The sequence below is a fragment of the Gordonia soli NBRC 108243 genome, assembly GCF_000334455.1.
GTDB lineage: Bacteria > Actinomycetota > Actinomycetes > Mycobacteriales > Mycobacteriaceae > Gordonia > Gordonia soli.
Genome location: NZ_BANX01000033.1, coordinates 1 through 23,680, shown reverse-complemented (window position 1 = coordinate 23,680; position 23,680 = coordinate 1). Strand labels below are relative to the sequence as shown.

General features: G+C 66.6%; 20 protein-coding genes and 1 pseudogene. 17 read left to right on the top strand and 4 right to left on the bottom strand.

What is annotated here, in order from left to right; all coding sequences use genetic code 11:
• Positions 1-483: 483 nt before the first annotated feature.
• A complete protein-coding gene (locus GS4_RS20105; protein ID WP_007624056.1) occupies positions 484-1,230 on the bottom strand; it encodes an IclR family transcriptional regulator in 747 nt (248 codons plus the stop codon).
• Positions 1,231-1,394: 164 nt separating this feature from the next.
• Here GS4_RS20105 and GS4_RS20100 point away from each other — a divergent pair, with 164 nt between their 5' ends.
• The 11 genes from GS4_RS20100 to GS4_RS25360 all read left to right on the top strand — a co-directional run bounded on the left by GS4_RS20100 (position 1,395) and on the right by GS4_RS25360 (position 15,283).
• Positions 1,395-5,132, top strand: coding sequence for an ABC transporter ATP-binding protein (locus tag GS4_RS20100; protein ID WP_007624054.1), 3,738 nt, complete (start codon positions 1,395-1,397; stop codon positions 5,130-5,132).
• A 107-nt stretch (positions 5,133-5,239) separates the two neighbouring features.
• Positions 5,240-6,277 carry an NrtA/SsuA/CpmA family ABC transporter substrate-binding protein gene (locus tag GS4_RS20095; protein WP_007624052.1) on the top strand — a complete coding sequence of 346 codons (1,038 nt, stop codon included), beginning with the start codon at positions 5,240-5,242 and terminating at the stop codon, positions 6,275-6,277.
• Complete coding sequence (locus tag GS4_RS20090) at positions 6,274-7,143, top strand: ABC transporter permease (RefSeq protein WP_007624051.1); 870 nt, start codon at positions 6,274-6,276, stop codon at positions 7,141-7,143. The genes GS4_RS20095 and GS4_RS20090 overlap by 4 nt, the downstream gene beginning before the upstream one ends.
• Positions 7,140-7,937, top strand: a complete 798-nt coding sequence (locus GS4_RS20085) for an ABC transporter ATP-binding protein (RefSeq protein WP_007624050.1) — start codon at positions 7,140-7,142, stop codon at positions 7,935-7,937. Before GS4_RS20090 ends, GS4_RS20085 begins: the two co-directional genes overlap by 4 nt.
• A gap of 8 nt (positions 7,938-7,945) precedes the next feature.
• A complete protein-coding gene (locus GS4_RS20080) occupies positions 7,946-9,046 on the top strand; it encodes an ABC transporter substrate-binding protein (RefSeq protein WP_007624048.1) in 1,101 nt (366 codons plus the stop codon).
• Positions 9,046-10,137 (top strand): LLM class flavin-dependent oxidoreductase, encoded by a 1,092-nt coding sequence (locus tag GS4_RS20075; protein ID WP_007624046.1) that lies wholly within the window; start codon positions 9,046-9,048, stop codon positions 10,135-10,137. Before GS4_RS20080 ends, GS4_RS20075 begins: the two co-directional genes overlap by 1 nt.
• A 46-nt stretch (positions 10,138-10,183) precedes the next feature.
• Positions 10,184-11,356 carry an LLM class flavin-dependent oxidoreductase gene (locus tag GS4_RS20070; RefSeq protein WP_007624045.1) on the top strand — a complete coding sequence of 391 codons (1,173 nt, stop codon included), beginning with the start codon at positions 10,184-10,186 and terminating at the stop codon, positions 11,354-11,356.
• 68 nt (positions 11,357-11,424) lie between these two features.
• Positions 11,425-12,141, top strand: a complete 717-nt coding sequence (locus GS4_RS20065; RefSeq protein ID WP_007624043.1) for a class II aldolase/adducin family protein — start codon at positions 11,425-11,427, stop codon at positions 12,139-12,141.
• A 38-nt stretch (positions 12,142-12,179) separates the two neighbouring features.
• Positions 12,180-13,103: an ABC transporter substrate-binding protein gene (locus GS4_RS20060; protein WP_007624041.1), complete on the top strand. Its 924-nt coding sequence runs from the start codon at positions 12,180-12,182 to the stop codon at positions 13,101-13,103.
• Positions 13,104-13,661: 558 nt separating this feature from the next.
• The gene (locus tag GS4_RS26020) at positions 13,662-14,390 is read left to right on the top strand and encodes a transposase (protein WP_007624039.1); all 729 of its coding nucleotides are present in this window, start codon (positions 13,662-13,664) and stop codon (positions 14,388-14,390) included.
• A gap of 512 nt (positions 14,391-14,902) precedes the next feature.
• Positions 14,903-15,283 carry an acyl-CoA dehydrogenase family protein gene (locus GS4_RS25360; RefSeq protein WP_083862809.1) on the top strand — a complete coding sequence of 127 codons (381 nt, stop codon included), beginning with the start codon at positions 14,903-14,905 and terminating at the stop codon, positions 15,281-15,283.
• Between the two features lie 182 nt (positions 15,284-15,465).
• Here the strand turns inward: GS4_RS25360 and GS4_RS20050 are convergent, their stop codons facing one another.
• Complete coding sequence (locus GS4_RS20050; RefSeq protein ID WP_007624035.1) at positions 15,466-16,803, bottom strand: aminotransferase-like domain-containing protein; 1,338 nt, start codon at positions 16,801-16,803, stop codon at positions 15,466-15,468.
• 217 nt (positions 16,804-17,020) lie between these two features.
• On the opposite strand from GS4_RS20050, the gene GS4_RS20045 reads away from it, so the two are divergent.
• From GS4_RS20045 to GS4_RS25690, 5 genes and pseudogenes are all read left to right on the top strand, one after another.
• A complete protein-coding gene (locus GS4_RS20045) occupies positions 17,021-17,419 on the top strand; it encodes a PaaI family thioesterase (RefSeq protein ID WP_217997700.1) in 399 nt (132 codons plus the stop codon).
• Positions 17,416-18,861 (top strand): CoA transferase, encoded by a 1,446-nt coding sequence (locus GS4_RS20040; RefSeq protein ID WP_007624027.1) that lies wholly within the window; start codon positions 17,416-17,418, stop codon positions 18,859-18,861. Before GS4_RS20045 ends, GS4_RS20040 begins: the two co-directional genes overlap by 4 nt.
• Positions 18,862-18,945: 84 nt before the next feature.
• Positions 18,946-19,224, top strand: a pseudogene (locus GS4_RS20035) (bifunctional hydroxymethylpyrimidine kinase/phosphomethylpyrimidine kinase); the annotation flags it as partial.
• A 20-nt stretch (positions 19,225-19,244) separates the two neighbouring features.
• Positions 19,245-20,144, top strand: coding sequence for a DMT family transporter (locus GS4_RS20030; protein ID WP_040511211.1), 900 nt, complete (start codon positions 19,245-19,247; stop codon positions 20,142-20,144).
• A gap of 179 nt (positions 20,145-20,323) precedes the next feature.
• A complete protein-coding gene (locus GS4_RS25690) occupies positions 20,324-20,476 on the top strand; it encodes a hypothetical protein (protein ID WP_007624016.1) in 153 nt (50 codons plus the stop codon).
• A gap of 58 nt (positions 20,477-20,534) precedes the next feature.
• On the opposite strand, the gene GS4_RS20025 is transcribed toward GS4_RS25690, so the two are convergent.
• Positions 20,535-21,335, bottom strand: coding sequence for a sulfite exporter TauE/SafE family protein (locus tag GS4_RS20025; RefSeq protein WP_245555790.1), 801 nt, complete (start codon positions 21,333-21,335; stop codon positions 20,535-20,537).
• A 174-nt stretch (positions 21,336-21,509) separates the two neighbouring features.
• Between GS4_RS20025 and GS4_RS20020 the strand changes: the two genes are divergently transcribed.
• Complete coding sequence (locus GS4_RS20020; protein WP_007624013.1) at positions 21,510-22,181, top strand: FadR/GntR family transcriptional regulator; 672 nt, start codon at positions 21,510-21,512, stop codon at positions 22,179-22,181.
• A 367-nt stretch (positions 22,182-22,548) separates the two neighbouring features.
• On the opposite strand, the gene GS4_RS20015 is transcribed toward GS4_RS20020, so the two are convergent.
• The gene (locus GS4_RS20015; protein ID WP_040511237.1) at positions 22,549-23,166 is read right to left on the bottom strand and encodes a YoaK family protein; all 618 of its coding nucleotides are present in this window, start codon (positions 23,164-23,166) and stop codon (positions 22,549-22,551) included.
• Positions 23,167-23,680: the final 514 nt, after the last annotated feature.

Here is a 23,680-nt window from a genome sequence, read left to right as displayed (position 1 = left end):
CGGTCGGACGGGTGCTGTTCGTACTCAAGCACCAGCACGGCTCGTAGTCTCCGATCGCGACAGAGCAGACATCCCGTTCGGGGCCGATCGCTGCCCGCGATGCCCGACGCCCGATCCCATCCGGCGAACATCGAGGCCTCGACGTACTACAGCAGTCCGATGACAATCCCTGTCAGAATCGCAGCTACGAGTCCGCGCAGTTGCGCCACGATGAGCAGTGGCTGAATGGCAGCGCCAGTTCACCGAACTCGCCATCCAGCGTGCCTGCGTCGCCTTCGACGGTCGAATAATGGTCGGTGCCCGCCCCACATTAGCGCCAGTCTCCGTTACGACGCGGTGCGGTCCCGTACAAAGCCACGTGCGTTCCGTGCTGGAATCAACAGACGTAGAAACGTCGGATAGCCTCGTGCCCACCATGATCTTGGGTGCTGGTTAGATCGTCAGGCTGAAGTAGCAGAGGTGTGGTTGGACTCCTCCTTCACCTCACTGCGCCAGGGCGACGCTGATGTCGCGGGCGGTGGATCGGCCGAGGTCGACGAGAAACGGGATGCGTTCGGCGCTCATGAGTTCGGTGGTACCTCGGATGCCGAGGGCGAATCGCACGTCGGTGCCGCCGTCGGGCGGGAAGATCGGGAGTCCTATGGTGCGGTGGCCGGCGGTGAGTTCCTCGTCGTTGAAGCCGTAGCCCCGTTCCCGGGTGAGAGTCAATTCTTTCGCGAGTTCGTCGGCGGTCCGGACGGCACGGTCGGTGCCGTCCAAATACGGGAGGCGTTCGAGTTCGTCCTGGCCGACCTGAGAGAAGGCGAGCAGGGCCTTGCCGAGCGCCGAGGCGTGCAGCGGCAGCAGGACGCCCTGGAGCGCGTGCCCCTCCGCTTCGCGCCAGCGGCTGGTGCCTAGCAGGACAACCTCGTTGCCGTATCGCATCGCGACCGAGGCCGATGCGCCGGTGGTGGCCGCGAGCCGTTCCAGATGGGGTTCGGTGAGGTAGATCCGGTGCTGGCGGTAGGCGATCTGGCCGTACTGCGCCAGCGCGCCGCCGAGGCGGTATCGGCTCTCTGCGGTCTTCTCGAGGAAGCCGGCATCGACCAGCGCAGTCAGCAGACGGTGTGTCGTGCTGAGCGCGAGGCCCTGCGCCCGGGCCACGTCGGTGACACCGAGCTCGTTCCCACCGCGGAAGCACCCGAGAACGGCCAGCGCCCTCGACACGGTCTGCACACCAGAACCAGCCATCTCCTCTGTGCCTCCCGACTAGAAATCGGCCTGATTCATGGCCTGGCCACTTTCCACTATTCGGAAGATACTCCTCGCAGAGTGAGCCGTCGACATCAGAATCACCGCGGTTCGAGCTCGGCAGTTCAGGAATCAGGGCAATCGCGAGATCGACGAGGAGACGTGTGACCGAGGAGAGTGGGCCGGGCTGGCTACGACGGCTGTGGCAGTGGGTGCGTCCCTACCGCGGCCGGGTGTCCGTGGCGCTCCTGCTGGCGGTGGTGGGGCAGGGGTTGCTGGCCCTGGTGCCGCTGGTCCAGCAGATCATCGTCGACCACGTCCTGCTCGACCCGACGCAATCCCTCGCGTTCTGGATCGGCGTCCTGTGCTCGATCGGTGTGCTGAGCTTCGCTTCCCATGCGCTGCGCCGCTACATCGGCAGCCGGTGCGCCGTCGATGTGCAGCACGATTTCCGGGTCGCGGTCCATCGCCACCTGCACGTGCTCGACGCTCGACGCCGGGCGGAACTCGCTGCGGGCGACGTCATCTCGCGGGGGACCTCGGATCTGAACCTGATCCAGATGTTCATCTCCCAGGTGCCGCTATTCGTCGCCAACCTCACCCTGCTCGCGGTCGGCCTGGTCGTGATGTTCGTCCTGTCCCCGCCGCTATTCGTCGTCGTGGCGGCGAGTGTCCCGGTCCTGTTCTGGGTCACCCGCCGGCTCCGCCGCGAACTGTATCCGGCCTCGTTCGGCGACCAGGTGCTGCTGGGCCAGGTCGCCGCGGCGGTCGACGAGGAGATCGCCGGAGTCGAACTGATCCGCGCCTTCGCGCAGGAGAGGGCGCGGCTGGACCGGTTCCGCGCCCGGGGGACCCGCCTGTTCTCGTCGCGGCTGCGCAGTGCGCGCATCTCGGCTCGCTGGAGCGCGGCGATGGTCGCGATCCCCGTCTTCATCCAGCTCGGCGTCCTGGTCGTCGGTGGGTGGTTGGCCATGAACGATCACGTCTCGGTGGGCATCTTCCTGGCGTTCGCCTCGTACGTGCTGCAGTTCGCGCCCCCGGCGAGGCTGCTCGCGGCGATGGTGACGACGATGCAGCTCGCGCGGTCGGGGGCGCGCCGGGTGTTCGCGCTCTTGGACACGGTGCCGGCGATGGACGCCACCGGTCCGGATCTCCCCTCGCCGCGCGGGACGATCGAGGTGGCAGACGTCGACCTCGCGCTCGGCGGCCACCCCGTCCTCCATGGTGTGACCACCTCGATCGCCCCGGGTAGCAGGGTGGCGATCATCGGTCCGTCCGGCGCGGGCAAGACGACGCTCGGGTCGCTCATCGCCCGCCAGTTCGACCCCGACCGGGGATCGGTACGGATCGGCGGCACCGATCTGCGTGCCGTGTCGCCACGGTCGGTGCGGTCGGCGGTGATGATGGTGTTCGACGAGAGCCTGCTGTTCTCGGGCACGCTCCGCGACAACATCGCGATGGGTTCCCCGGCCGACGACGCCGGAATCGCCGCCGCGGCTCGCGCGGCCGCGGCCGACGTGTTCATCGAGCAGCTGCCCGCGGGCTACGACACCGTGGTCGGACCCGGCGGGATCTCGTTATCGGGCGGTCAGCGCCAGCGGATCGCGATCGCCCGCGCCTTCTTCGCCGACCCGGCGGTACTGATCCTCGACGACACGACGTCGGCGCTCGACCCGACGACTGAGCGGACGGTGTTGGCGAGCCTGGAAGGGCTGATGTCCGGCCGGACGACGATCCTGATCGCCCGTCGGCCCGCGACGACCGAACTCGCCGACCAGCTCATAGTCCTCGAATCAGGTCGGATCACCCACGATGGTCCGCCGGCGGAGGTGCTCGCCGACCCGCGCATTGCGGCGCTCCTGTCCGGTGGCGCGATCCGGAGCGCGACCGCTGTCGCGCGTTCGGCGCAGACGGACACTCAGGCGATCCCGAGTCCGGAAAGCTGGCCGGAAGTCGACGAGGCGGGCGCTGATCCGGTGGTCCGGGCCCGGCTGGGACTCGACGCCGACGCGAGCGGCAAACAGGTCCAGCAGGTGGACTCGCACCTGCGCGAGGCGCTCTTGACGCTCCCGCCACTGACCGAGGTGCCCGCGCCCGGCGACGACCGTCCGCCGCCGAGGTCGTCGCGCACCAAAGTCTTCGGCCTGACCGGTTCCCTACGGCCGTTCTGGTGGCCCGTCGCGCTGTGCGTTGTCCTGGTCATCGTCGATGCGGCCACGACGCTGGCCGTCCCCGCCCTCTTCCGCCACGCCATCGACAACGGTGTTTCGGTGGACGCCACGACCGTGTTCTGGGTGACGTGCGCGATCGTCCTGGTGATCGCGCTGGTGTCCTGGCTGAACTCGTGGGTGCTGGCGCTGCGGGCGGCGAGGGTCTTCGAGCGTGTGCTCTTTGCGCTGCGGCTCCGGCTGTTCGGGCACCTGCAGCGACTGCGCATCGACTATTTCGACGGACGGCAGCCGGGCCGCATCGTCACTCGGCTCACCAGTGATGTGGACGCGGTCGGTCAGCTGATGACGCAAGGCCTGGTCAACGCGATCGTCAACGTGTGCACGTGTGCCGGCATTCTGGCCGTGCTGGCCTTGCTCGACATCCGGCTGGCGGCCGCGATGCTTGTCACCATCCCGTTGCTCGCCGTGGGGTCGTGGATCTTCGTCCGGGGCTCGAATCGGGCCTATCTGCAGGCACGTTCGCGCATCGCGACCGTCACCGCGCTGCTCTCCGAACACCTCGGGCGGGTGCGGGTCACCCAGGCGCACAACGCCGAGGAGTGGGCGGCAGGCGCCTTCGACGGGCACTCGCGACGCTACCGCGACGCGCGCCGCCGTTCGATGCTCTACATCTCGGTGTTCTTCCCCTTCCTGAATCTGCTCGCGGTGGTGGCCAAGGCGCTCATCCTGATCGTCGGCGCACATCTCATGGATGCGGGCACGCTCACCACCGGTGTCTTGGTCGCCGCGCTCCTCTACGTCGATCTGTTCTTCACCCCGCTCCAGCAGTTGTCGATCGTGCTCGACCTCTGGATTCAGGCTCGGGTCGGCATCCAGCGGATGCGCGGCTTCCTCGACACCCCCGTCGACGAGAACGTGCTGTCGGCGACGACCGGAACCGCCGGACCACTCGGCGCGGCAGTCGAATTTGACGGGGTGGTGTTCGGCTACTCGTCCGCGGCGCGTACGCGGGGTCGTCCCGCGCTCGACGGGTTGGACCTGCTCATCCCCGACGGCGAGACCGCGGCCGTCGTCGGCACCACCGGCGCGGGCAAGAGCACCGTGATGAAGCTGCTGTTGCGGTTCTACTGGCCCGATCGCGGCGTCATCCGGGTCGGCGGCGTCGACCTGCGCGACACCGGCGTTCCCGGCCCCCGGCCTGGGATCGCCTATGTGCCACAGGATCCCTACCTCTTCGCCGGAACGGTCGCGTCCAACATCGCGTTCGGCCGTCCCGACGCCGGGCAGGCAGAGATCGAGCGCGCGGCGAGGTCGGTCGGCGCGCACGAGAGCATCGCGGCGCTCCCGCTCGGCTACCAGACACCGGTGGGGCCGGGCCGGGCCACGCTGTCGGCGGGACAGCAGCAACTGATCTGTCTCGCACGTGCCGAACTCGTCGAGCCGGACCTGCTGATCCTCGACGAGGCGACCTCGGACATCGATCCGGGGACCGAAGCCGAGGTGCTCGCCGCACTGCAAGCCGTCGCGCGGAGTCGCACAACGGTTCTCGTGGCACATCGACTCACCACCGCCGCGTGGGCGGACCGGGTCATCGTGATGCGGGACGGCCGGGCCGTCCAATCCGGACGTCATGCGGATCTGGTGTCGAGGCCGGGTGAGTATCGCGATCTGTGGGAGAGCTATGCGCCGACTGACTCAGCCCTGCGTGAAGTTGTCAAGCTTTCCAACTGATGGAAACACAGAGATGTGCGCGGCGCCTGAGTCCACATAACGTCTGCGGTAATCCAGTCCTCGTGTTCGTCTGAACACGGTCTCGACCTGTCGAACAGGAGTCCTTCATGCCCGGATCCCCACGATTTCGTCTCGCCGCTGCCGCGGTCGCAGCGGCCGCGTTGCTCACCGTCGCCACCGGGTGTGCGTCGGGCGACTCGGGCGGTGACGCTGCGGGCGGTGGCGACCGGTACGTGCTCAAGGTGACCGACCCGGGCAACGCCGGCCCGCTGGCGGTCGGCAAACGTGACGGGACCTTCGACGAGGCGCTGGCTCCCCTGGGCGCGAAGATCGAATGGGTCAACTCGACACCGGGCTTCTCGTCGAACCTCAAGTTGTTCAACACCGGTCAGCTCGACGTGTCCGGCGGTGCCTACAGCCCGGTCGTTGGCGCGCTGTCGAAGAACGTCGGCGTCAAGATCATCGCCGTGGCCGACCCGGCCGGCAAGGACCAGAACGGCATCCTGGCCACCAAAGACTCCGGGATCACCGATGTTGCCGGTCTCGTCGGCAAGCGGATCGCAGTCAACCCGGCCGCCAAAGGCGAGTACATCACCCTGAAGGCGTTGCAGCAGGCCGGTATTCCGTTCAACAAGGTCGAGCGGGTGCCCCTGCAGCAGGCCGAGGCCGGGTCGGCGTTCTCCACCGGTCAGGTCGACGCCTGGGCGTCCTTCAACCAGCCTTATCAGGAGGCGAAGGCCGCCGGCGGGGTCGAGATCGCAACCGAGGAGAGTATCGGTTCGGTCGACAACACCATCGTCGCCTTCCGGACCGAGGTGCTCGAAGAGCGGCCCGACGTCGCCGACGTGTACCTGAAGACGTTGCAGCAGCTGACCGATAGGCAGCGGGAGAACCCCGACGACTACGAGAACGTCTTCGAGAAGGCGGGGCCCCGCGCGCTCAACGGCGACCGCCTCACCCGTGCCCTCGCACTCGGCGCCGACGCCTCCACGCCGCGCTATCCCACGGCGAAGGATGCCGAGGATCTCGAGTCGGTGTCGGCGCTGTTCGTCCAGGCCGGCGTGATCCAGAAGCCGGTCACGGCCGAGGACGTCTTCTTCGATCTGCCCGCACAGTTGCAGAAGTACCGAAGCGGACAGAAGTGACCTCGGCAACGGTCGCGCAGTCCACCGTGGGAGACGCTGCGTCGCAGCGGGCGTCATGCATCGGCCTGGAGACCCCCCGTACACGGAAGCAACACAACCGGCCCGTCTGGCTCTCGCTTCCTCTGCGGTTCCTGGTGCCCGGGGTCATCGTGGCTGTCTGGTGGATCGGCACCGCGACCGGCACGATCTCGCCGGCGGTACTGGCCTCACCCGGGGCGGTGTTCGACGCGTTCGTCGAACTCTACCGCACCGGCCAACTCGTCGACTTCGCGCTGGCGTCGCTGGAGCGTGCGGCGCTCGGTGTCGGTCTGGGCGTCGGAGTCGGGCTGATCCTCGGCGTGCTCGCGGGTCTGTACACGCTCGGCGAGGAACTCATCGACTCGACGATGCAGATCAACCGGGCCATCCCGTTTCTCGCGCTGGTACCCCTATTCATCGCGTGGTTCGGCATCGACAACACCTTCAAGGTACTGCTGATCGCCATCGCCACGGTGTCGCCGATGTACGCCTACAGCTATCTCGGCGTGCGCAACGTCGATCGCAAGATGATCGAGGCGGCACAGGGTTTCGGGCTCACCGGGGGCCGTCTGATCCTAGGCGTGATCATCCCGACAGCGCTGCCGGGCATCCTGATGGCACTGCGGATCTGCCTGTCGATATCGATCACCGGACTGATCGCCGCCGAGCAGGTCGGCACCCGAGAGGGGATCGGTTATCTGGTGAGTCTGGCGCAGGAGTACAACCGCACCGACTACATGATCCTGTGCGTGGTGCTGTACGCCATCCTCGGTCTGATCTTCGACCTGATCGTCCGCATCCTGGAGAAGTACTCGATGCCGTGGCGGGCGGGGGTGACCGTCCGATGAGCCCGGAGGCTCCGCTGCCCCCACTCCTTGAACGGCAGCCGACACAGATCACCGCGCGCGAACGCCGTGCAGGCCAACCGGTTGCGGTCTCGCTGACCGGCGTCACCAAGACCTTCGGCCCGAAGACCGTGCTGCAGTCGGTCGACCTGACCATCAGACGCGGCGAGTTCGTGGTGCTGCTCGGTCCATCGGGTACCGGCAAGACGACGCTGCTGCGCCTGCTGACGGGACTCGAGGAACCCGACTCTGGTGAGATCCTCGTCCCCGCTGCACGCACGACCGTGTACCAGGAGCCCCGCCTGGTGCCCTCCAAGCGGGCGCTGGCCAACGTGACGATCGGCCAGCGTGGTGGCAAGAGCACGAAGGACCGCGGCCGGGCCGCGCTGGCAGAGGTCAACCTCGCGGACAAGGCAGAGGCCTGGCCGGCCACCCTGTCCGGCGGTGAGGCGCAACGGGTCGCGCTGGCCCGAGCCCTCGTCCGCGAACCGGAACTGCTGCTCCTCGACGAACCGTTCGCGGCGCTCGACGCCCTCACCCGGCTCCAGATGCAGGACCTGGTCGGCGATCTGGTGGCCCGACACCAGCCCGCGGTGCTTCTGGTGACCCACGACGTCGACGAGGCGGTCCGGCTCGCCGACCGCGTGATCATCTTGTCGCACGGCGCCTTCGGCGTCGACGAGGACATCGATCTGCCCCGCCCGCGTGACCGCTCCGACCCCGAATCGCTCCGTTACCGGGCCGAGTTCCTCCGCGAACTCGGCGTCGGCCGCATACATCCCGACACCGAGAGTTGAGGAACACCATGACCATCGACAGCGCAACCCCCCTCCACACCTCGACCGCCCCGGCGAATTCTCCCGATACCGACACCGTCTGGTACACCCGGTGCCCGGTCCCCACCGCGAGCGGTCTGGCCAACAGCCTGGGCTGGCTCGGCGAGCCGGCATCGGCTGCGGGCCTCGAATTCTCGATCCTCCAGGACGCGGGCGCCGAACTCGGTCCCCGCCATTTCGATCATCGGCTGTCGGGCCTGATACGCGAAGGCGGCAACGTGCCCGCGATCGTCGCCCGCGCGTCGGGTTCGCCGACACGTCTGATCGGACTCACCTGGATCGACGAGTCGCAGTCGATTCTGGTGGGACCCGACTCTGACATCGACGATGCTGCCGGGCTCCGCGGCAGACGAATCGGAATTCCTGCGTGGGCGGTCGACCAGGCACGCAGCTTCCCCCGCGCGATGTCGTTGCATGGCTTTGCCTCCGCGCTGGCACTCGCCGGACTCGCGTTCGGCGACGTGATCGTCGTCGAAACGGCCGGCAACTGGGAACCGCGCGTACGCACCGAGGAGGCGGCGCGGCTGCGATCGGTGCCGTCCGGTTTCCCCGAACTGCTCAACGGTGACGTCGACGCCATCTACGTGAAGGGCGCGCGGGCTGCCGAGGCCGCCGTCGAGCACGGTCTGCGCGTCCTCGTCGATCTCGATTCGACCGAGTCGAGGCGGTCGCGGGTCAACAACGGCACGCCGCGACCGATCACCGTGCACGAGTCGCTGCTGCGGGATCATCCCGAGGTCGTCGTCGGTTTCCTCGCCGCCAGCCTCCGTGCGGCGGACTGGGCCGCCGGAAATCTGAACACCGTCCGTGAAGTGCTTGCGCGGGAGACCTTCTCGGGCCCGGACGGCGTCGCAGCGGCCTACGGGGACGATTTCCACACCTCGTTGCATCCGTCGCTCTCCGAGGAGCGGCTGGATCTGCTGGGAATCCAGAAGCGCTTCCTCTACACCTACGGCTTCCTGCCCGCCGACTTCGACATCGAGAGCTGGGTCGACTTCGAGCCGCTGCGGCGTGCGCGCGCCGAGGTCGGTGCGGCCACGCCCATCTCGGACATCGTCGGAGAAGCGTGATGGTCGCCTTCGAATGGGAGGTGCCGACGCGCGGTGACAACCGGCACGTCGGTTCCGCCGCGCGCCACCGCGGCGGCTGGGCGCCGACCCCCGGGTCGGTGGTGGCCACCGACCTGCGAACGAGTGGCCGGTGGGATCCGTTCGACCCGACCGAACAGGTCATCACCGCGATCGACACGGCCGGTTACGACACGGTGATCGCCCCGTACGACCCCGCCGGTGAGGAATCGTGGATCCTGGCAGGTATCGCGTTGCGGCGCACCCGTCATACGCGCGTCGCAGTCGAATTCCATCCCGGTTTCGGGACACCGGTCTACGCGGCGAAGGTGTCGGCGACCCTGCAGCGGAACTTCGACGACCGGCTGCAGTGGCAGCTGCGCGCGGTGACCGACGCCGCCGACAATCGGGCTCGCGGAGACCGACTGACAGACGCTGAGCGCTACCGCCGCGCCGACGAGTTCCTGACCGTGGCGAAAGGGGTGTGGCACGGGGCCGGAGCGCGCCAGGGCGGTTTCGACGGTGGTGAGTTCAACCACGTGGGCGAGTTTTACGAGGTCACCGACGGGGGGCTCGACCGGTCGGTGCACGGCCACCGTTTCCCGACTGTCCGCCTGACCGGCGAGAGCGACGAGGCGCTCTCGCTGTCGGCCAGACACGGCGACATCCACCTGTTCGAGTTGTCCTCGACCGGCGCGGCGCCGTTGATCGGGCCGCTCTCCGAACGGGCGGCAGCACTCGGACGGACCGTGACGGCCGGCCTCTACCTACCGCTGATTGTTCGGGCGACGAAAGACGAGGCGGTGCAACGCCTGCGCCGCCAGTGGCGTGACGCCTACGGCGCCGACACCGACACCCGCGCAGAGGATCTCTGGGTCGATGACCTCAGCTTCGCCGGGTTCGACCGGATCGGCCACCGGCATCCCATCGGTCTGGTCGGCTCCTACGACGAGGTCGCGCAACGCATCGTCGACTTGACCGGTCAGGGCTTCGAGCGCTTCGTCCTGTCGGGCATACCGAACATCGAGGAACTCAACCGCAACACCGAGCACCTGCTCTTCCGGGCTGACGAGCGCAACCGCGTCCTGGCCTGACCCGACTCCTGACCGACCCGTTTCCTCCATCGACGAGCGGAGACCCATGACCATCGACTTCTACTGGCGGATAGGGATGGGGGGCGACCATGCCACCCTGCGCACTCCGCGCCGGCTCAACCGGGGCGACTGGCGCGGCATCCATCCGGGCAATCTGACGCCGGCGATCCGTGCGGGAGAACGAGACTCCTACAGCTACATCGACCACATGGCGGCTGTGGCAAAGGCCTCCGAGAGCGCCGGCTTCGTCGGCGGGTTGCTTCCGTCATTCCCCGGGACCGACGATCCGTGGGCGGCCGCCGCGGCACTGGCCCGAGAGACCAGCACCTACCGGTTCATGGTCGCGTTCCAGCCGGGGTTCCTGCATCCGCTGCAGGCCGCACGGATGTCGGCCAGCCTGCAGCACGCCACCGGGGGCCGGCTCGTCTACAACATCATTAGCGGGGGCGGCGGCCCGGCCCAGTTGTGGTGGGGCGACAAGGTCGCCCACGATGACCGGTACCGCCGGACCAGCGAGTTCCTCGATGTCCTCAAGGGAGTGTGGGGGAGTGCGCCGTTCGACTACGACGGCGACTTCTTCTCCACCGAGGGGGCGGTGCTGCCACCACAACTCGCCGAGACGCCGTTCCCGGAGATCTACTTCTCCGGGTCGTCCGGCGCCGCGGTCAACGCCGCGGGCACTCATGCCGACTACTACCTGTCCTGGCTCGAACCCTTCGCCGATCTGCGTGCCAAGTTCGACGGGGTGCGCGAGCACGCGGCGCGGCTGGGACGGCGTCCGCGGTTCGCGGTCCGCATCGACGTCCTCGCCCGGCACACCGCCGAGGCGGCGTGGGCCGAGATCGCCGAGGGATGGCAACACGTCGACCGCGCCGCGGCGAACCGCCAGGCGCAAGGCGACTCCGTCGGCGCGGGCCGAATCAAGGGCTGGGTGCCCGAGAACATCACCGACTACACCGATCTCGAGGTCCAGCCCAACGTGTGGTGCGGATTCAGCCTACTGCGCGGCGGCCCGGCGTTCGGGCTAGTCGGCAGCTACGAGCAGGTCGCCGAACGACTCGACGAACTGATCGATCTCGGCGTCGACGCCTTCATCCTGGCGGGCAACCCCCATCTCGAAGAGGCCTATCGCGTGGGCGAGGAGGTCCTCCCGCTCCTGGGACGATCCCGTCTCGGCCGGGCCGAGACCACCGCCGGGTCCGTCCTGGGTGTGGCCTGAGCACCGCCACGCCCGCTCTCGCACGCCATCGCCGAAGACAGACAACCCATTTCATCGCAAGGAGAACCATGACCACCGTAGAAACCGGACTCGACCGCGAGGTCGCCGAATTCGTCGCCGGGGCGACCGAGCACGCACAGAAGGCGTTCGACGTCTTCCGGAACACCGGGACGGTGTCGGCGAACGGGACCGCCAACTTCGTCGAACGCGTGCCCGGTCGTGAGATCGCTGTCGCACTGAACGACCCGGGCCCCTGGGCCGACGACCTGACCGTCCGTCCGGTGGTGGCGACCTTCGACGGGGAGATCCTGTCCGGCTCAGGCGCAGCGGGTTTCGTGACATCCTATGCGCCGGTGTTTCGTGCCCACGAGGACATCACGACCGTCGTGCACATCCACACGCCGTGGCTCGGTGCCTGGGCGCAGACCCACCGGACCCTCCCGATCCGGTACGCAGCCTCCCAGCGGCTGACGCTGTCGCGGGAGATCCCGCCGCACATCAACCGCCGCCAGCCGGCATCGGAGTTCATTCTCGAACGGCTTCAGGAGGATCCGCACCTCGCCGCGATCTTCGAGGCCAACGGCGGGTCCAATGTGATCGGTCGCCGAGGACTGCTCGACACCGCCAAATTCATCGTCCTGCTGGAAGAGGGTGCCCAGTTCCAGGCGATCGCCGAAGGACTCGGCGGGTCGGTGGAGTTCCACCCCACCAATCTCGAGGTGCAGTGGAAGCGCAGCGGTCTGCTCTCCGAGGCGCGCGAACGCGGTCTCATCCCCGAACTCTGAACCGCCCCCGAACCACCCCACACCACTGAGGAGAGACAATGACCGTTCGAGTCGGCTATTTCCCGCACAACAACTCCCTGTTCGTGCTCCGCCACCGGGGCATCCTCGAACAACGCATCGACGTCGAATGGGTCGACCTGCGGAGCCTGCCCGCATCGCCGGAGCCGGACCCGACCACGGGCCTGCCCACCTTGCACTCGGACTGGCTGTTCACCGAGGGCGGATACGACTTCATCGGTACGGGTTTCACGCCGCCAATCACGGGTCTAGCGCAGGAGCGCGACCTCGTCTACGTCGGAGTGTCCGGACCACGTACCGAGAACGGCCGTCTCGTGGTGAAGGCCGACTCCGACATCGACTCGGTGGCCGCGCTGAAGGACAAGCAGGTGGGCATCGCCCACGGTTCGTGGCAGACGACGCTCCTGTTGTTCGCGCTCGATTCGGTCGGGTTGACGTGGCGCGACATCGTGCCCGTCAACACCTCGGTCACCGACGGCGCCGACTCCTTCCGCAGTGGTGAGATCGACGCCTGGGTCGGCGCCTACCCCGGTCTGGCCGCCGTCGAGCGCGACCTCGAACTCCGGACCCTGATCGATACCGAAGGACTGTTCAGCCATCCTTCGCTGTGGTTCACGCGACGCGACTTCGCCGAACAGCATTCCGAGGAACTGGCCGCCATCGTCGACTCGCTCCGTGAGTCGGATCAGTGGATCGTCGACCACCCCCGCGAAGCCGCCGAGTATTTCGTCCGTGACGTGGTCGATCACGGAGGGGACGCCAGTCTCGATGCCTGGGAGGCCGCCATCCGCAACCGGCCGTTCGGAATCGGGCCCGTTACGGAGGAATTCCTCGACGAGCAGCAGCGCGCCGCCGACCTCCTCCACGCCAACGGTCTGCTGCCGCGCCCGGTCCGAGTGCGCGATGCCTTTTCGCCGTCGAATCAGACCTTCGTGACTAGCTGACTCGCCGGAAAACTAGACGTATGCGCGAGTGGCCCGCGTGGGACCCACCCATCCACGTCCATTCTCACGATACCGATGGCGGCCAACGCGCTGCGGAGGCCAACACAGTCGACGGGGCCAGCGCACCCCTGTCGGGCAACGTCTGGTAGCAGGTTCGGCGAGAGACGTTGCATGGGCGAGCGCGATCACAGTCCACCGAGCTCAGGGAGGAGACGCCGCCACTACTACCCACGAGGCCGAACGCGTCGCAAGTTGCACCACCACCCCTTCCGGCAGCACCAGTGACGCCGAAGATCCGCACTCGTCGTCCGGGAATCAATCCGGGCTTAGGCAGCGTGCGTAATACGTTGGGGGAGTATATGGAAGCCCGACACTACTAATTGGATTGCTGAGATGATTGCACGCGGCGTCGCGAACTGAATATGGTGCTGGCACATCGCGTATTTAGGACAGATCTACCGGTACATAGCCAGCAATTGGCAGGGACCATCGGGACTGCTGCACGGATGGGTGACGTCTGATCTGGCTTGCTTTCGGGCGGTCGGTAGGGATGTGGCTGTGCCCAAGCCGTATCCGCAGGAGTTCCGTGACGATGTGGTCCGGGTGGCTCGTGATCGCGGAGAAGGTGTCACGATCGAGCAGGTCACTACAGACTTCGGTGTGCACCCGATGACGCTGCACAAGTGGATGCGCCGCGCTGACATTGATAAGGGCCGTAGCCCTGGCGTGACCACCGGCGAGTCCGCTGAACTGCGCGAGGCCCGCAAGCGGATCCGGCTGCTCGAGCAGGGGAACGAGGTGCTGCGTCGGGCGGCGGCGTATCTGTCGCAGGCGAACCTGCCAGGGAAATGGCTCTACCCGCTCGTGAAAGAGCTCGCCGCCGACGGGATTGCCGTCGCGGTGGCGTGTCGGGTACTTCAGCTCTCTCGCCGGCCCTACTCCCGGCGGTTTGGTCGTATCCGGCACTGCGAGTTGACAAGCGCCGCACACCGACATCGCTCAACCTTCGCAACACAGTCTCACCCCCCGTGTCGTGTGGTCGACGCTGACACATTGGCTTCCTGGGCCAAAGCTGCGCCTGCCAATCAACGCACCACCGTGCGGGAGTTACTGGCCCGGCTCGGGGCCGAGGGGAGGCCACCGGGTACATTCGTCGTGCTCGCGATGTATTGCCGGATGGGTTGCGGGATTTCGCGGTCAGTGTTGTCCCGATCCTGCTTATGTGATGTGCGCTCGGACATGTGTCACCGCACCCCGGACGCGCGACAGCGGCGATGCCGACCATGAGACACCGTTGAGTACTCGCGTGCGACGTGCGGGGCATTGGTCCGAATCTCGCGGAGGCTCAGAGGTACCGGGAGTTCTCGGACCTGTCGGGCCTCATCGTGGTCTCTACGGCCGGCGCAAGAGTCGGCGATCTCCGACGCCGGCAACCGTGGATTGTATCGAGGCGATCCGCGACCGACGGATCGGTGCGCTGCGCCTGCCTGCCTGCCGAGTCAGGTGGTCGCGACGTCAGTGTGACGAGCCTCTTCGGATTCGTCGCCGCGCTTGCCGCCGCCGATCCCAATATCCCGTACACCCTACTCCGAACCCCACTTCGCGTTCACCGAGTACCGGATCACCGGGTCGGACGCTGCCGAACGACCGAACTGGCTGGAGCGGATAGTCAGGGGTGCGATCGTGTCCACGGCCGCGACCGAGCGGGAGACACCATCGGGAAGGCCGAGAATCGGTCCGTCGACACCAATACCGACGACGGATGCACGATCAGCGGCGAGAAGAATCGCCGCTACGGGATGTCTGCACGCGGACTAGATACCGCGTCGTCGGATCCATTGCTGCTGACTAACATCGGCGAGATCACTGTGGGGTCGCGTTCGGTGCGTCAGATGTGGTTGCGCGCGGTGGCACTGCTGGATGCCCAGATCGCCTCCGCCGACGAGGACGGCCGCTTCGACCCCGCGCCGCAGGAGGAGGAGGAGGCACTGGCGACCGCGGCAGCCAAGGTGGTCGCGGACGAGGTGGGACTGCGCCTGGCGTCACGCGCCTTCGACGTCGGTGGAGCCGGCGCCACCACCGACGCGGTGGGACTCGACCGGCATTGGCACAACATCCGGACCCTGGCCTCACACAACCCGGATGTGTACAGACTGCGCGCCATCAGGGATCTCGAGTAGCCCGCCGCCAGCGGATTCATTCAAGATTCCGGTGTGGCGTGCTCTCTCATCTGTTCAACTTAGCCTCTTTACGAGTCGATCTTCTATAGACGGTCAGGGCCCCTCTTTCGGTACACCGCCAGCGCGCGAAAGGACCCTGACCGGGCCGCAGTCCTTCTTGTCACCGGGGCCTCATTCGAGGGCTAGCCGGGGATTGTGTTGATGGTGTGGTGGATGTGGTTGAGGATGGTGGGGAGTTGGGTGAGGGGTGGGCTGGCGAGTGCGAGGCGTAGGGCGTGGGGTGGGTGAGTAGTGGTAGTGAAGGTGTCGGCGGTGGTGACGAGGATTCCGGTGTGGGCGAGGTGGGTGGCGGTGGTGTCGGCGCGTAGGTGTGGGGGTAGGGGGAGCCAGCCGAATTGTGAGGTGGGGTGGGCGGTGTAGTGGAGGGTGTGTAGGGCGGTGTGGGCGAGGTGTTGGCGGTGGCGGGCGTCGGCGCGGCGGGCTTTTTCCCAGTGGGTGAGGGTGCCGTCGGCGATCCAGGTGGTGGCCAGAGCGGTGATCAGTGGGGTGGTGCCCCAGGTGGATGCCCGCAGGCTGGTTTCGAGTGCGCGGCGGTGGGTCGTGGGGGCGACTGTGAAGCCGAAACGTAGTCCGGTGGCGAGGCTTTTGGACAGGCTGGCGAGGTAGAAGGTGCGGTCGGGTGCGTAGTGCTGCAGCGGTAAGGGGGCGGTGTTGTCGAGGAAGGCGTAGGTGCCGTCTTCGATGATCAGGCAGTCGTGTGTGGTGGCGATGTCGGCGAGTCGGTGGCGGGTGTCGGCGTTCAGTGTCCAGCCGAGCGGGTTGTGGACGGTGGGCATGGTGTAGATCGCACGGATGGGTCGGGTGCGGCAGAGGTGTTCTAGGGCGTCGAGGTCGGGGCCAACACCGGCCTGGGGGATGGGGGCGATCTCGAGGCGGTGGGCATTGGCGGCCAGAAGCAGGCCGGGGTAGGTGAGGGTGTCGGCGGCGATGATGTTGCCGGGTCGGGTGGTGGCGGTCAGGACGGTGTCGATGCCGTGTTGGGCGCCGTGGGTCAGGACCACCTGGTCGGGGGCGACGTCGATACCCCGGTCGAGCAAGTAATTGGCCACGATCGCCCGGTCGTGGCTGCGGCCGGCGGGTGGATGCTGATACAGCAGCGAATCCAGGGTGCCGGAGCCGGCGATCTCGCGTAGAGCGTTGCGGAGTTGGGCTGTCTGGTCGACCGCGAGTGGCTGGTTGAACGACAGATCGGCGATCCGGGTGACCGGCAGAGTGCGTTCGGCGTCGATGCCGTGGTAGCCGTGCTGATCGAGCACGAAGGTGCCGCGTCCGGGTTCACCGCCGACCAATCCGATCGCGGCGAGTTCGGCGTAGACGCGGGTGGCGGTGGCCACCGCCACCCGATGGGTGCGAGCCAATTCGCGATGGGTCGGCAGCTGGGTGCCCGCGGCCAGGTCGCCGGCCCGGATAGCGGCGGCGATCTGATCGACGATTTGTTTGTAGCGTGCCGCGCCCGCCATAGCGGATGTCGACCTCCCCCGACGAAATGTCTCTAGGACAATGAGTGGATTGTCCCAGAGTAGCGGGTTAGCGTCGAGCGCAACAGTTTTGGTAGGCGAAAGGGTACTGGTGGTGACTGTGGTTGGGGCTGTGAGGGAGGCTGGGGGCGAGTGGGGGGTGCTGGAGTATCTGCAGCGTCAGGTTGCCGGCACGCTGGCACCCGAGGATCACACGTGGTTGCGCTATCCCACCGCGATCTCCCAGTTGTTGGGGTTCACTCTGGTTGATGTCGAACTCGGTCGGGCGGTGATGGCGTTGCAGGCCGATGCGGCACGGCATGGCAACCAGCAGGGCACGGTTCACGGTGGACTGCTGGTGGAATTGGCTGATGCCGCGATCGGTACGGCTCAGTCCACGGTCATCAGCCGGGGGGAGTCGTTCACCACCATCGATCTGACGGCGACGTTTCTGCGGCCGGTCTGGGCTGCCTCTCTGACCGCGACGGCCGAACGAGTGCATGTGGGGCGCACGATCAGTCACTTCGTGTGCGAGATCATCCGCGATGACGGCAAGCCGATCGCCCGGATCTGCAGTGCGGTGATGACGTTGCGCGGTGAGCAGGCGGCCGGACGATGAACCAGCCCACCGATACCCACCGCGACCCCGAGACCCACGCTGCCGCGACGTCGCTGGCCGAGTCCGAGCGCATCATCGTGGCCGACATGACCGCCCAGATCGGGCAGTCGGGGATACGCCCATTGCGTGCATCCACTCCGGCGGTGATGGGGGAGGGCGCGCTGGCGTCGGCGTTCGCGGTGACTCCGTTGGCGGTGGCCACAATTGGTGCCACCGGTGCCGCGCTGGCCGATGTGCTTGCTCTGCGCGATGGCGCCCGCCGGTCGGTGACGGTGGATCGGCGGCTGGCGTCGCTGTGGTTCTCGACGTCGTTGTCGCCGCAGGGATGGACCCCGCCGCCGGCGTGGGACCCGATCGCCGGCGACTACCGATGCCGGGATGGGTGGATACGGTTGCACACCAACGCCGCGGCGCATCGACGTGCCGCGTTGCGGGTCCTCGGCGTGGACGCGGACAAAGACGCCGTAGCCGCTGCGGTCGCCAGTTGGGATCGCATCACCCTGGAGACCGCGATCGTCACCGCCGGCGGATGCGCAGCAGCGATGCACACCCGCCGCCAGTGGGCCGCGAGCGGCCCAGGCCGCCATGTCGCGGCTGAACCGTTGATCGAGTGGAACCTCGGGTCAGCGGCCGGCAACCCCTGGCAGGGGCCTGCCGAGGTCGACCGGCCGCTGGCCGGACTCAAGGTGCTTGATCTGACGCGGGTGCTGGCCGGACCGGTCGCCACCCGCCTGCTCGCCCTGTTGGGTGCCGAGGTGTTGCGCATCGACCCACCCTCGTGGGATGAACCCGGTATCGTGCCCGACGTCGTACTCGGTAAGCGCTGCGCCCGAATGGATTTGCACGATGCTGGCGACTACAACCAGTTCCTCGACCTGCTCGCCGGCGCCGATATCATCGTGCACGGCTACCGGCCTGGCGCCCTGGACGGACTCGGACTCGACACCACGCTGCGCCACAACATCCGGCCCGGACTCATTGATGTCAGTCTCGACGCCTACGGGTGGACCGGGCCGTGGCGCACTCGCCGCGGTTTCGACAGCCTTGTGCAGATGTCGACTGGCATCGCCGAGGAGGGGATGCGCCGCTACCAGCGCGAAACCCCTACACCACTGCCGGTGCAGGCACTCGATCACTCCACCGGATACCTCATGGCCTACGCCGTCATCAACGCCCTGACCCACCACGCCCACACCGGTCGCGGCGCGATCGCCCGACTCTCCCTGGCCCGCACCGCTCACCTCCTCACCAGCTACGACCGCGGTCCACACTCCGGCGTCGACGAGTCGATCATCCGAACCGATGCCGACCTCACCCCTGACATCGAGCACACCAGCTGGGGGCCGGCGCAGCGGGTGCGCCCACCCCTGACGATCGACGGAGTCGATATCACCACCGACATCCCCGCCCACCACCTCGGTGCCGACGCACCCCGCTGGTGAGCGCACAAAACACCACAACATGATCTGTTCAGCACCAAAGTCGTGCGGTTACGTCCGAGAACCTTTCACCGCGTGGGGGAGGCGATGAGTATCGCGACCACGCCATCTGCGCTGCCGCGGGTTCTCAGTATCGCCGGCACGGATCCCACCGGCGGTACCGGCATCCAGGCTGACGTGAAAGGCATTGCCGCTCATCGGGGTCATGGGATGGCCGTCGTGACTGCGCTGGTCGTCCATAACACTCGGGGTGTGCGGGCGGAGCACGGTCCGCCCACGTCCTTTCTGGCCGAGCAACTGCATGCGGTCAGTGAGGATGTCGGGATCGATGCCGTCAAGATCGGCATGCTCGCCACCGTCGAGACTCGAGGTAGCTGCTGCCAGTGATGTCACGAGTGGGCTGGCAATACGCAGGCGTGTCGGTGGCCTGGGGCGCCAGCTACCTGTTCATGCGGATCGCGACCTACGGGCTCGGTGCCGGTCACATCGTGGTCGGCCGCCTGGTTCTCGGTGCGCTGGTGCTTGCCGGGTGCATGCGTGTGCTCAGCAAACCGTGGCCCCGCGAGGGGCGGTACTGGATGCATGTGCTGGTGATCGCCCTGAGCGCGTGCGTCGTGCCGCATCTGCTGCTGGCCTGGGCCAGTGCGCAGATGCCCAGCGTGCTGGTCAGTGTATGTACCAGTGTTACACCACTGTTGACCGTGCTGGTGACCGTCACAGGGTTCCGGCAAGAACCCGTCACAGCCACCACCATCGCTGCCGTCGCCCTCGGTGCGATCGGCATCGTCGGCGTTCTGGCGCCATGGCAGACCACCGCCGACGCAACGATCGCAGGCTACGGGGCATGTCTGGGTGCCAGCGCCTGTTACGCGGTGTCGTTTGCCTACACCCGCCGCTTCGTCACACCCCGGGGCTACGACTCTGTCACCACAGCGACATGCCAGATCACCTTGGCCGCGCTCATCGCTGTCATGGCGGCTCCCTGGACGGCGTCGAGCAGCATCGACCTGACACCAGCGATCATCGCGGCAATGCTGTGTCTGGGTGTCGTGGGCACCGGCCTCTCCTACATCTGGTACCAGGCAGTCATCACCGCCTGGGGTGCACCGACCGCATCAACCATCACCTACCTCATGCCGGCGATCGGAGTGGCACTGGGAACCCTCGTGCTCGGCGAACACCTGACCTGGACCCAACTGGGTGCAATGATGCTGGTGCTGACCAGCGTCGTACTCGACCGGGCAGCCGCCCGTCGACATCGACCACCACCACACCAGCCGGACTGACGATGACAGTTGAACTTGCTGTCTCACGCCATGCATGCACCTATCCTCACCTGAGCCGACCTCACCGCAACAGCTCGGGAAGACCAATTGATGAGACGGTCACGCGATCAACCGATTTCATGCACTCCATGGGCTGATCTGCCCCAACCGGCCACCGCGAGCACACGGTGTACAGGCCTATGAACTTTTACGACGTCCTGCTGCTACTGGCCGCCGCCGTGATCGCCTCGACGCCGTTGCTGGCACACGATCACTGGCAGCGGACTGCGCCGACACCCGACGATGACGACCACAGCGATGACGAGCACGACGAGTCGCACAACGACGAATAACCCTTCATCAGACCTTGCACAAGGGGGCTGCGCTTGTGCCCGGTAGGCACTGGCTGCGTTACAGCGAGCGCGCGCTGCGCATCCGTGCGAGTTCTCGTACCGCGACGAACAGACAGAAGCAGGCGTAGACGCCGGAGAGCACGCGGGAGTTGAGCACCAGCGCAAAGGATGCGCCGATCACCGTGCCCGGCAGGGCACCGAGGTTGAGCATCACGCTGAGTCGGGCAGCGGCGGTGCCGTGCCGGGCGTGCATGATCCATCCGATGATCGAGTTCGGCAAGAACATCAGCAGCGACGTACCGATCGCGGTGTGTAGATCCAGACCGAACAGCATCATCAACACCGGCACCGCCAGCAGTCCACCACCCAGGCCCATCGCCGCGGCCCACGCCCCGATCAGCACCCCGCACACCACCGATATCGGCACCACGTACGCCCAGGCCTGGGCCGTATCGGTACTGACGACGCCGCCACCGTGCAGGACGCTGACACCTGCGGCATCGAGAACGAGTTTGACCACAGAAATCAACAACACACTGACGAACAACCACCGCAGCACCACGTCAGAGGCCCGCAATAACAGTGCGGCACCGAACAATCCACCACAAGAGGCGCCGACGAGCATCCCCAGACCGGCATGAAAGTCCAGGTGACCACCCACCAGGGCGAACGTGGCGACCCCGACAGCCATCACCGTGGTGTTCGCCGCGGTCGCCGTGCCATGCAGACGCGGCCGCGACAGCGTCGTCAGTCGCTCCAACGTCGGCACATAAAACACCCCTGAACCGCCCCCGAACAGCCCACCAATCAGACCGCCGACCGCGCCGACACCCAACTCCGCCGGCACCCCACCCCGCATGCCATCCGTGCCTGTCGTCGCTGTGACCGATTCACTCATCTCCGCAATTCCTCTCCACAGAAGGTCCACCCCACCGTAATCACTTGTCTGATGAGTAGACAAGTGGAGAGGGCCCCGACCCCCTGGAAGGGCGGCTATAGTGGCGATACCGTGTGAAACCGAAGGAGTTGCGAGTTGACCCATACCGTGCAGCGGCAACGGTTGGCGACCCAGGCCGCTGAAGTGCTCCTCGGGCGTATTCAGGCCGAAGAGTGGGCGTTGGGTCACAAGCTGCCGGGGGAGACCGTCCTGGCCGCGCAGCTTGGTGTGGGTCGCTCCACCCTGCGCGAGGCCATCCGGGAATTGGCCGGCAAAGGGGTGGTGGAATCTCGGCAGGGCGCCGGGATATTCGTGATCGCGCTCGAAGTCGCCGAGGACTGGGACGCGGTCGTGCGGCGGGCATCGATCGTGTCAGTCATCGAGGCCCGCATCGCCATCGAGACCGAAGCCGCATCCTTGGCCGCCCAACGGCGCACACCCGCCGATGTCCGGGCCATGCGACGTGCACTGGCCCACCGCGGCACCGACACCCACAGTATCGAGGATCATGTCGATGCCGACATGGCGCTGCACCGCAGCGTGGTCGCCGCCGCACACAACGACGTTTTACTCGAACTGTTCGACGGCTTCATACCCCGCATTCGCCAGGCCATGATCGACATGCTCACACCCCGCACCACCAGCAACCTCAACGATGACCAGCCCGCCCACGCCGCCGTCATCCAGGCCATCGCCGGCCGCGACCCCCACACCGCAGCACAGCTGAGCCGCGCCCACCTAGAAGGCCTACACCACGCCCTAGGCTGACCTCACATCCCGAGATCGACAGCGACGAGCGCGCCTACTGGCAGTTCTCAAAATTTCTGTTGCCAGTGGCCATCTCGTGAAACGCGACCCTCACCAGACACCACACCGTCAGGCGGTCCTGGCCCGCCATCACTGACACCCGCCATATAGCACGCCCTAGTGAGTTGCATGTGACAACTCACGTCTGATGGTGGGTGTCACGAATCAATTCAACAGGTATTCGTTAATCGAGGAGTTCTCGGCCCGACCGATCGGGGATGGGAAATGGTCGGCCGACATCGATCGAGGTGTCAGCCGGTGCTGATCGGTACCGCCGGCCTTCATCGACTCGCTCGGTCGGATGCCGAGATTACTCAGGCGGCTGCGCTCACTGCCCACCTCGACGAACGGCGTCGGAGACGACGGCGGTCACCGCCATCAGCAGTACCGCCGCCACCCAGAGCACCTCGATACCCATTCCGCGGTAAGCAAAGGCTCCCAGAACGGCACCGGCGGTGAGCCCCAACCAAAGGACGAGATAGCGCAGCCAGAGCCACGGTGGGCCGCCGAACAGCGCATCCACCATCCGCTGTCCGGCCTTGACTAGAGTTCCGGTCATGTACGTCAGCCCGACGGTCACCTCGCCGTCGCGCTGGAAAACCGAATTCATGGCCCCCATCGCCGCCGCCATTGTGAGCAATCCCGCGGTCTCGAGGTGGAATTGGGCGAGACTCGCAGCGCCCAGGAGCATCACGGACACCAGTACGAGAACTGCTGTGCGCGCGACGCTGACTCGGGCGACGACTGCGCCGGCGACGACGCCTGCGAAGAAGACCGACAACAATCCAGCGGTCACGCCGACGACGTTCCAGTGGAAACGTGTGAAGCCAGCCGCCATTCGAGTTGTGTTGCCGCTCATGAACGAGAGGAAGTAGCCGCCGAGGTGGACGAAACCGATCGCGTCGACGAAACCCGCAATTCCGGACAGTATGACGGCGAGCAGCAGCTCGCGACGATGAATCAGTCGCATCGACCGGTCCTCCTCTACGTCAACGTCTGATGGCTGCATCCGCCACAGCGCGAGTAAGCCTACGAGGTGGACGATTCGAGATCACCGACGGTGTGGGTGTGTACCGATGTCGGATAGCACTCATGCGTCGTCAAGTCAGCACCGCAGCAAACGCCAGGTGCCGGGCTGTGCATGGGGTCGTCTATTGAAATGGCAAGCGGGGTCTCGAAGCGGGGGCGCCAGATCGTATGTTGAGGTCTGGTGCTCGTCAGGAAGAGGAAGATGTATGGGCATGGCGTAAGACGACGAGCACCAGCGGGACCAGGGGCAGTAGTTGCCCGAGCTGGCCGAGCCGCGTTCGACTGCGGAGGTGCAGCGTCTCTCTGAGCTGTGCGGTTGAAGTGGACGGAACGGGCCGTCGCGAACAATCGTCGAAGAACGGTGTGCGCGACGGCCCGTGTTTCCCTGTGAGAGAGAAATTCTGGAGTGCGTATTATCCGATGCTGAAGGG

Excerpts from the sequence above, each read along its gene's own strand:
- GS4_RS20070 (WP_007624045.1), top strand. The coding sequence starts at position 10,184 with ATGACCATCGACTTCTACTGGCGGATAGGGATGGGGGGCGACCATGCC.
- GS4_RS20105 (WP_007624056.1), bottom strand. The coding sequence starts at position 1,230 with ATGGCTGGTTCTGGTGTGCAGACCGTGTCGAGGGCGCTGGCCGTTCTC.
- GS4_RS20065 (WP_007624043.1), top strand. The coding sequence starts at position 11,425 with ATGACCACCGTAGAAACCGGACTCGACCGCGAGGTCGCCGAATTCGTC.
- GS4_RS20025 (WP_245555790.1), bottom strand. The coding sequence starts at position 21,335 with ATGCGGGGTGGGGTGCCGGCGGAGTTGGGTGTCGGCGCGGTCGGCGGT.
- GS4_RS20085 (WP_007624050.1), top strand. The coding sequence starts at position 7,140 with ATGAGCCCGGAGGCTCCGCTGCCCCCACTCCTTGAACGGCAGCCGACA.
- GS4_RS20050 (WP_007624035.1), bottom strand. The coding sequence starts at position 16,803 with ATGGCGGGCGCGGCACGCTACAAACAAATCGTCGATCAGATCGCCGCC.
- GS4_RS20095 (WP_007624052.1), top strand. The coding sequence starts at position 5,240 with ATGCCCGGATCCCCACGATTTCGTCTCGCCGCTGCCGCGGTCGCAGCG.
- GS4_RS20030 (WP_040511211.1), top strand. The coding sequence starts at position 19,245 with ATGTCACGAGTGGGCTGGCAATACGCAGGCGTGTCGGTGGCCTGGGGC.
- GS4_RS20040 (WP_007624027.1), top strand. The coding sequence starts at position 17,416 with ATGAACCAGCCCACCGATACCCACCGCGACCCCGAGACCCACGCTGCC.
- GS4_RS20060 (WP_007624041.1), top strand. The coding sequence starts at position 12,180 with ATGACCGTTCGAGTCGGCTATTTCCCGCACAACAACTCCCTGTTCGTG.
- GS4_RS20075 (WP_007624046.1), top strand. The coding sequence starts at position 9,046 with ATGGTCGCCTTCGAATGGGAGGTGCCGACGCGCGGTGACAACCGGCAC.
- GS4_RS25360 (WP_083862809.1), top strand. The coding sequence starts at position 14,903 with ATGTCTGCACGCGGACTAGATACCGCGTCGTCGGATCCATTGCTGCTG.
- GS4_RS25690 (WP_007624016.1), top strand. The coding sequence starts at position 20,324 with ATGAACTTTTACGACGTCCTGCTGCTACTGGCCGCCGCCGTGATCGCC.
- GS4_RS20080 (WP_007624048.1), top strand. The coding sequence starts at position 7,946 with ATGACCATCGACAGCGCAACCCCCCTCCACACCTCGACCGCCCCGGCG.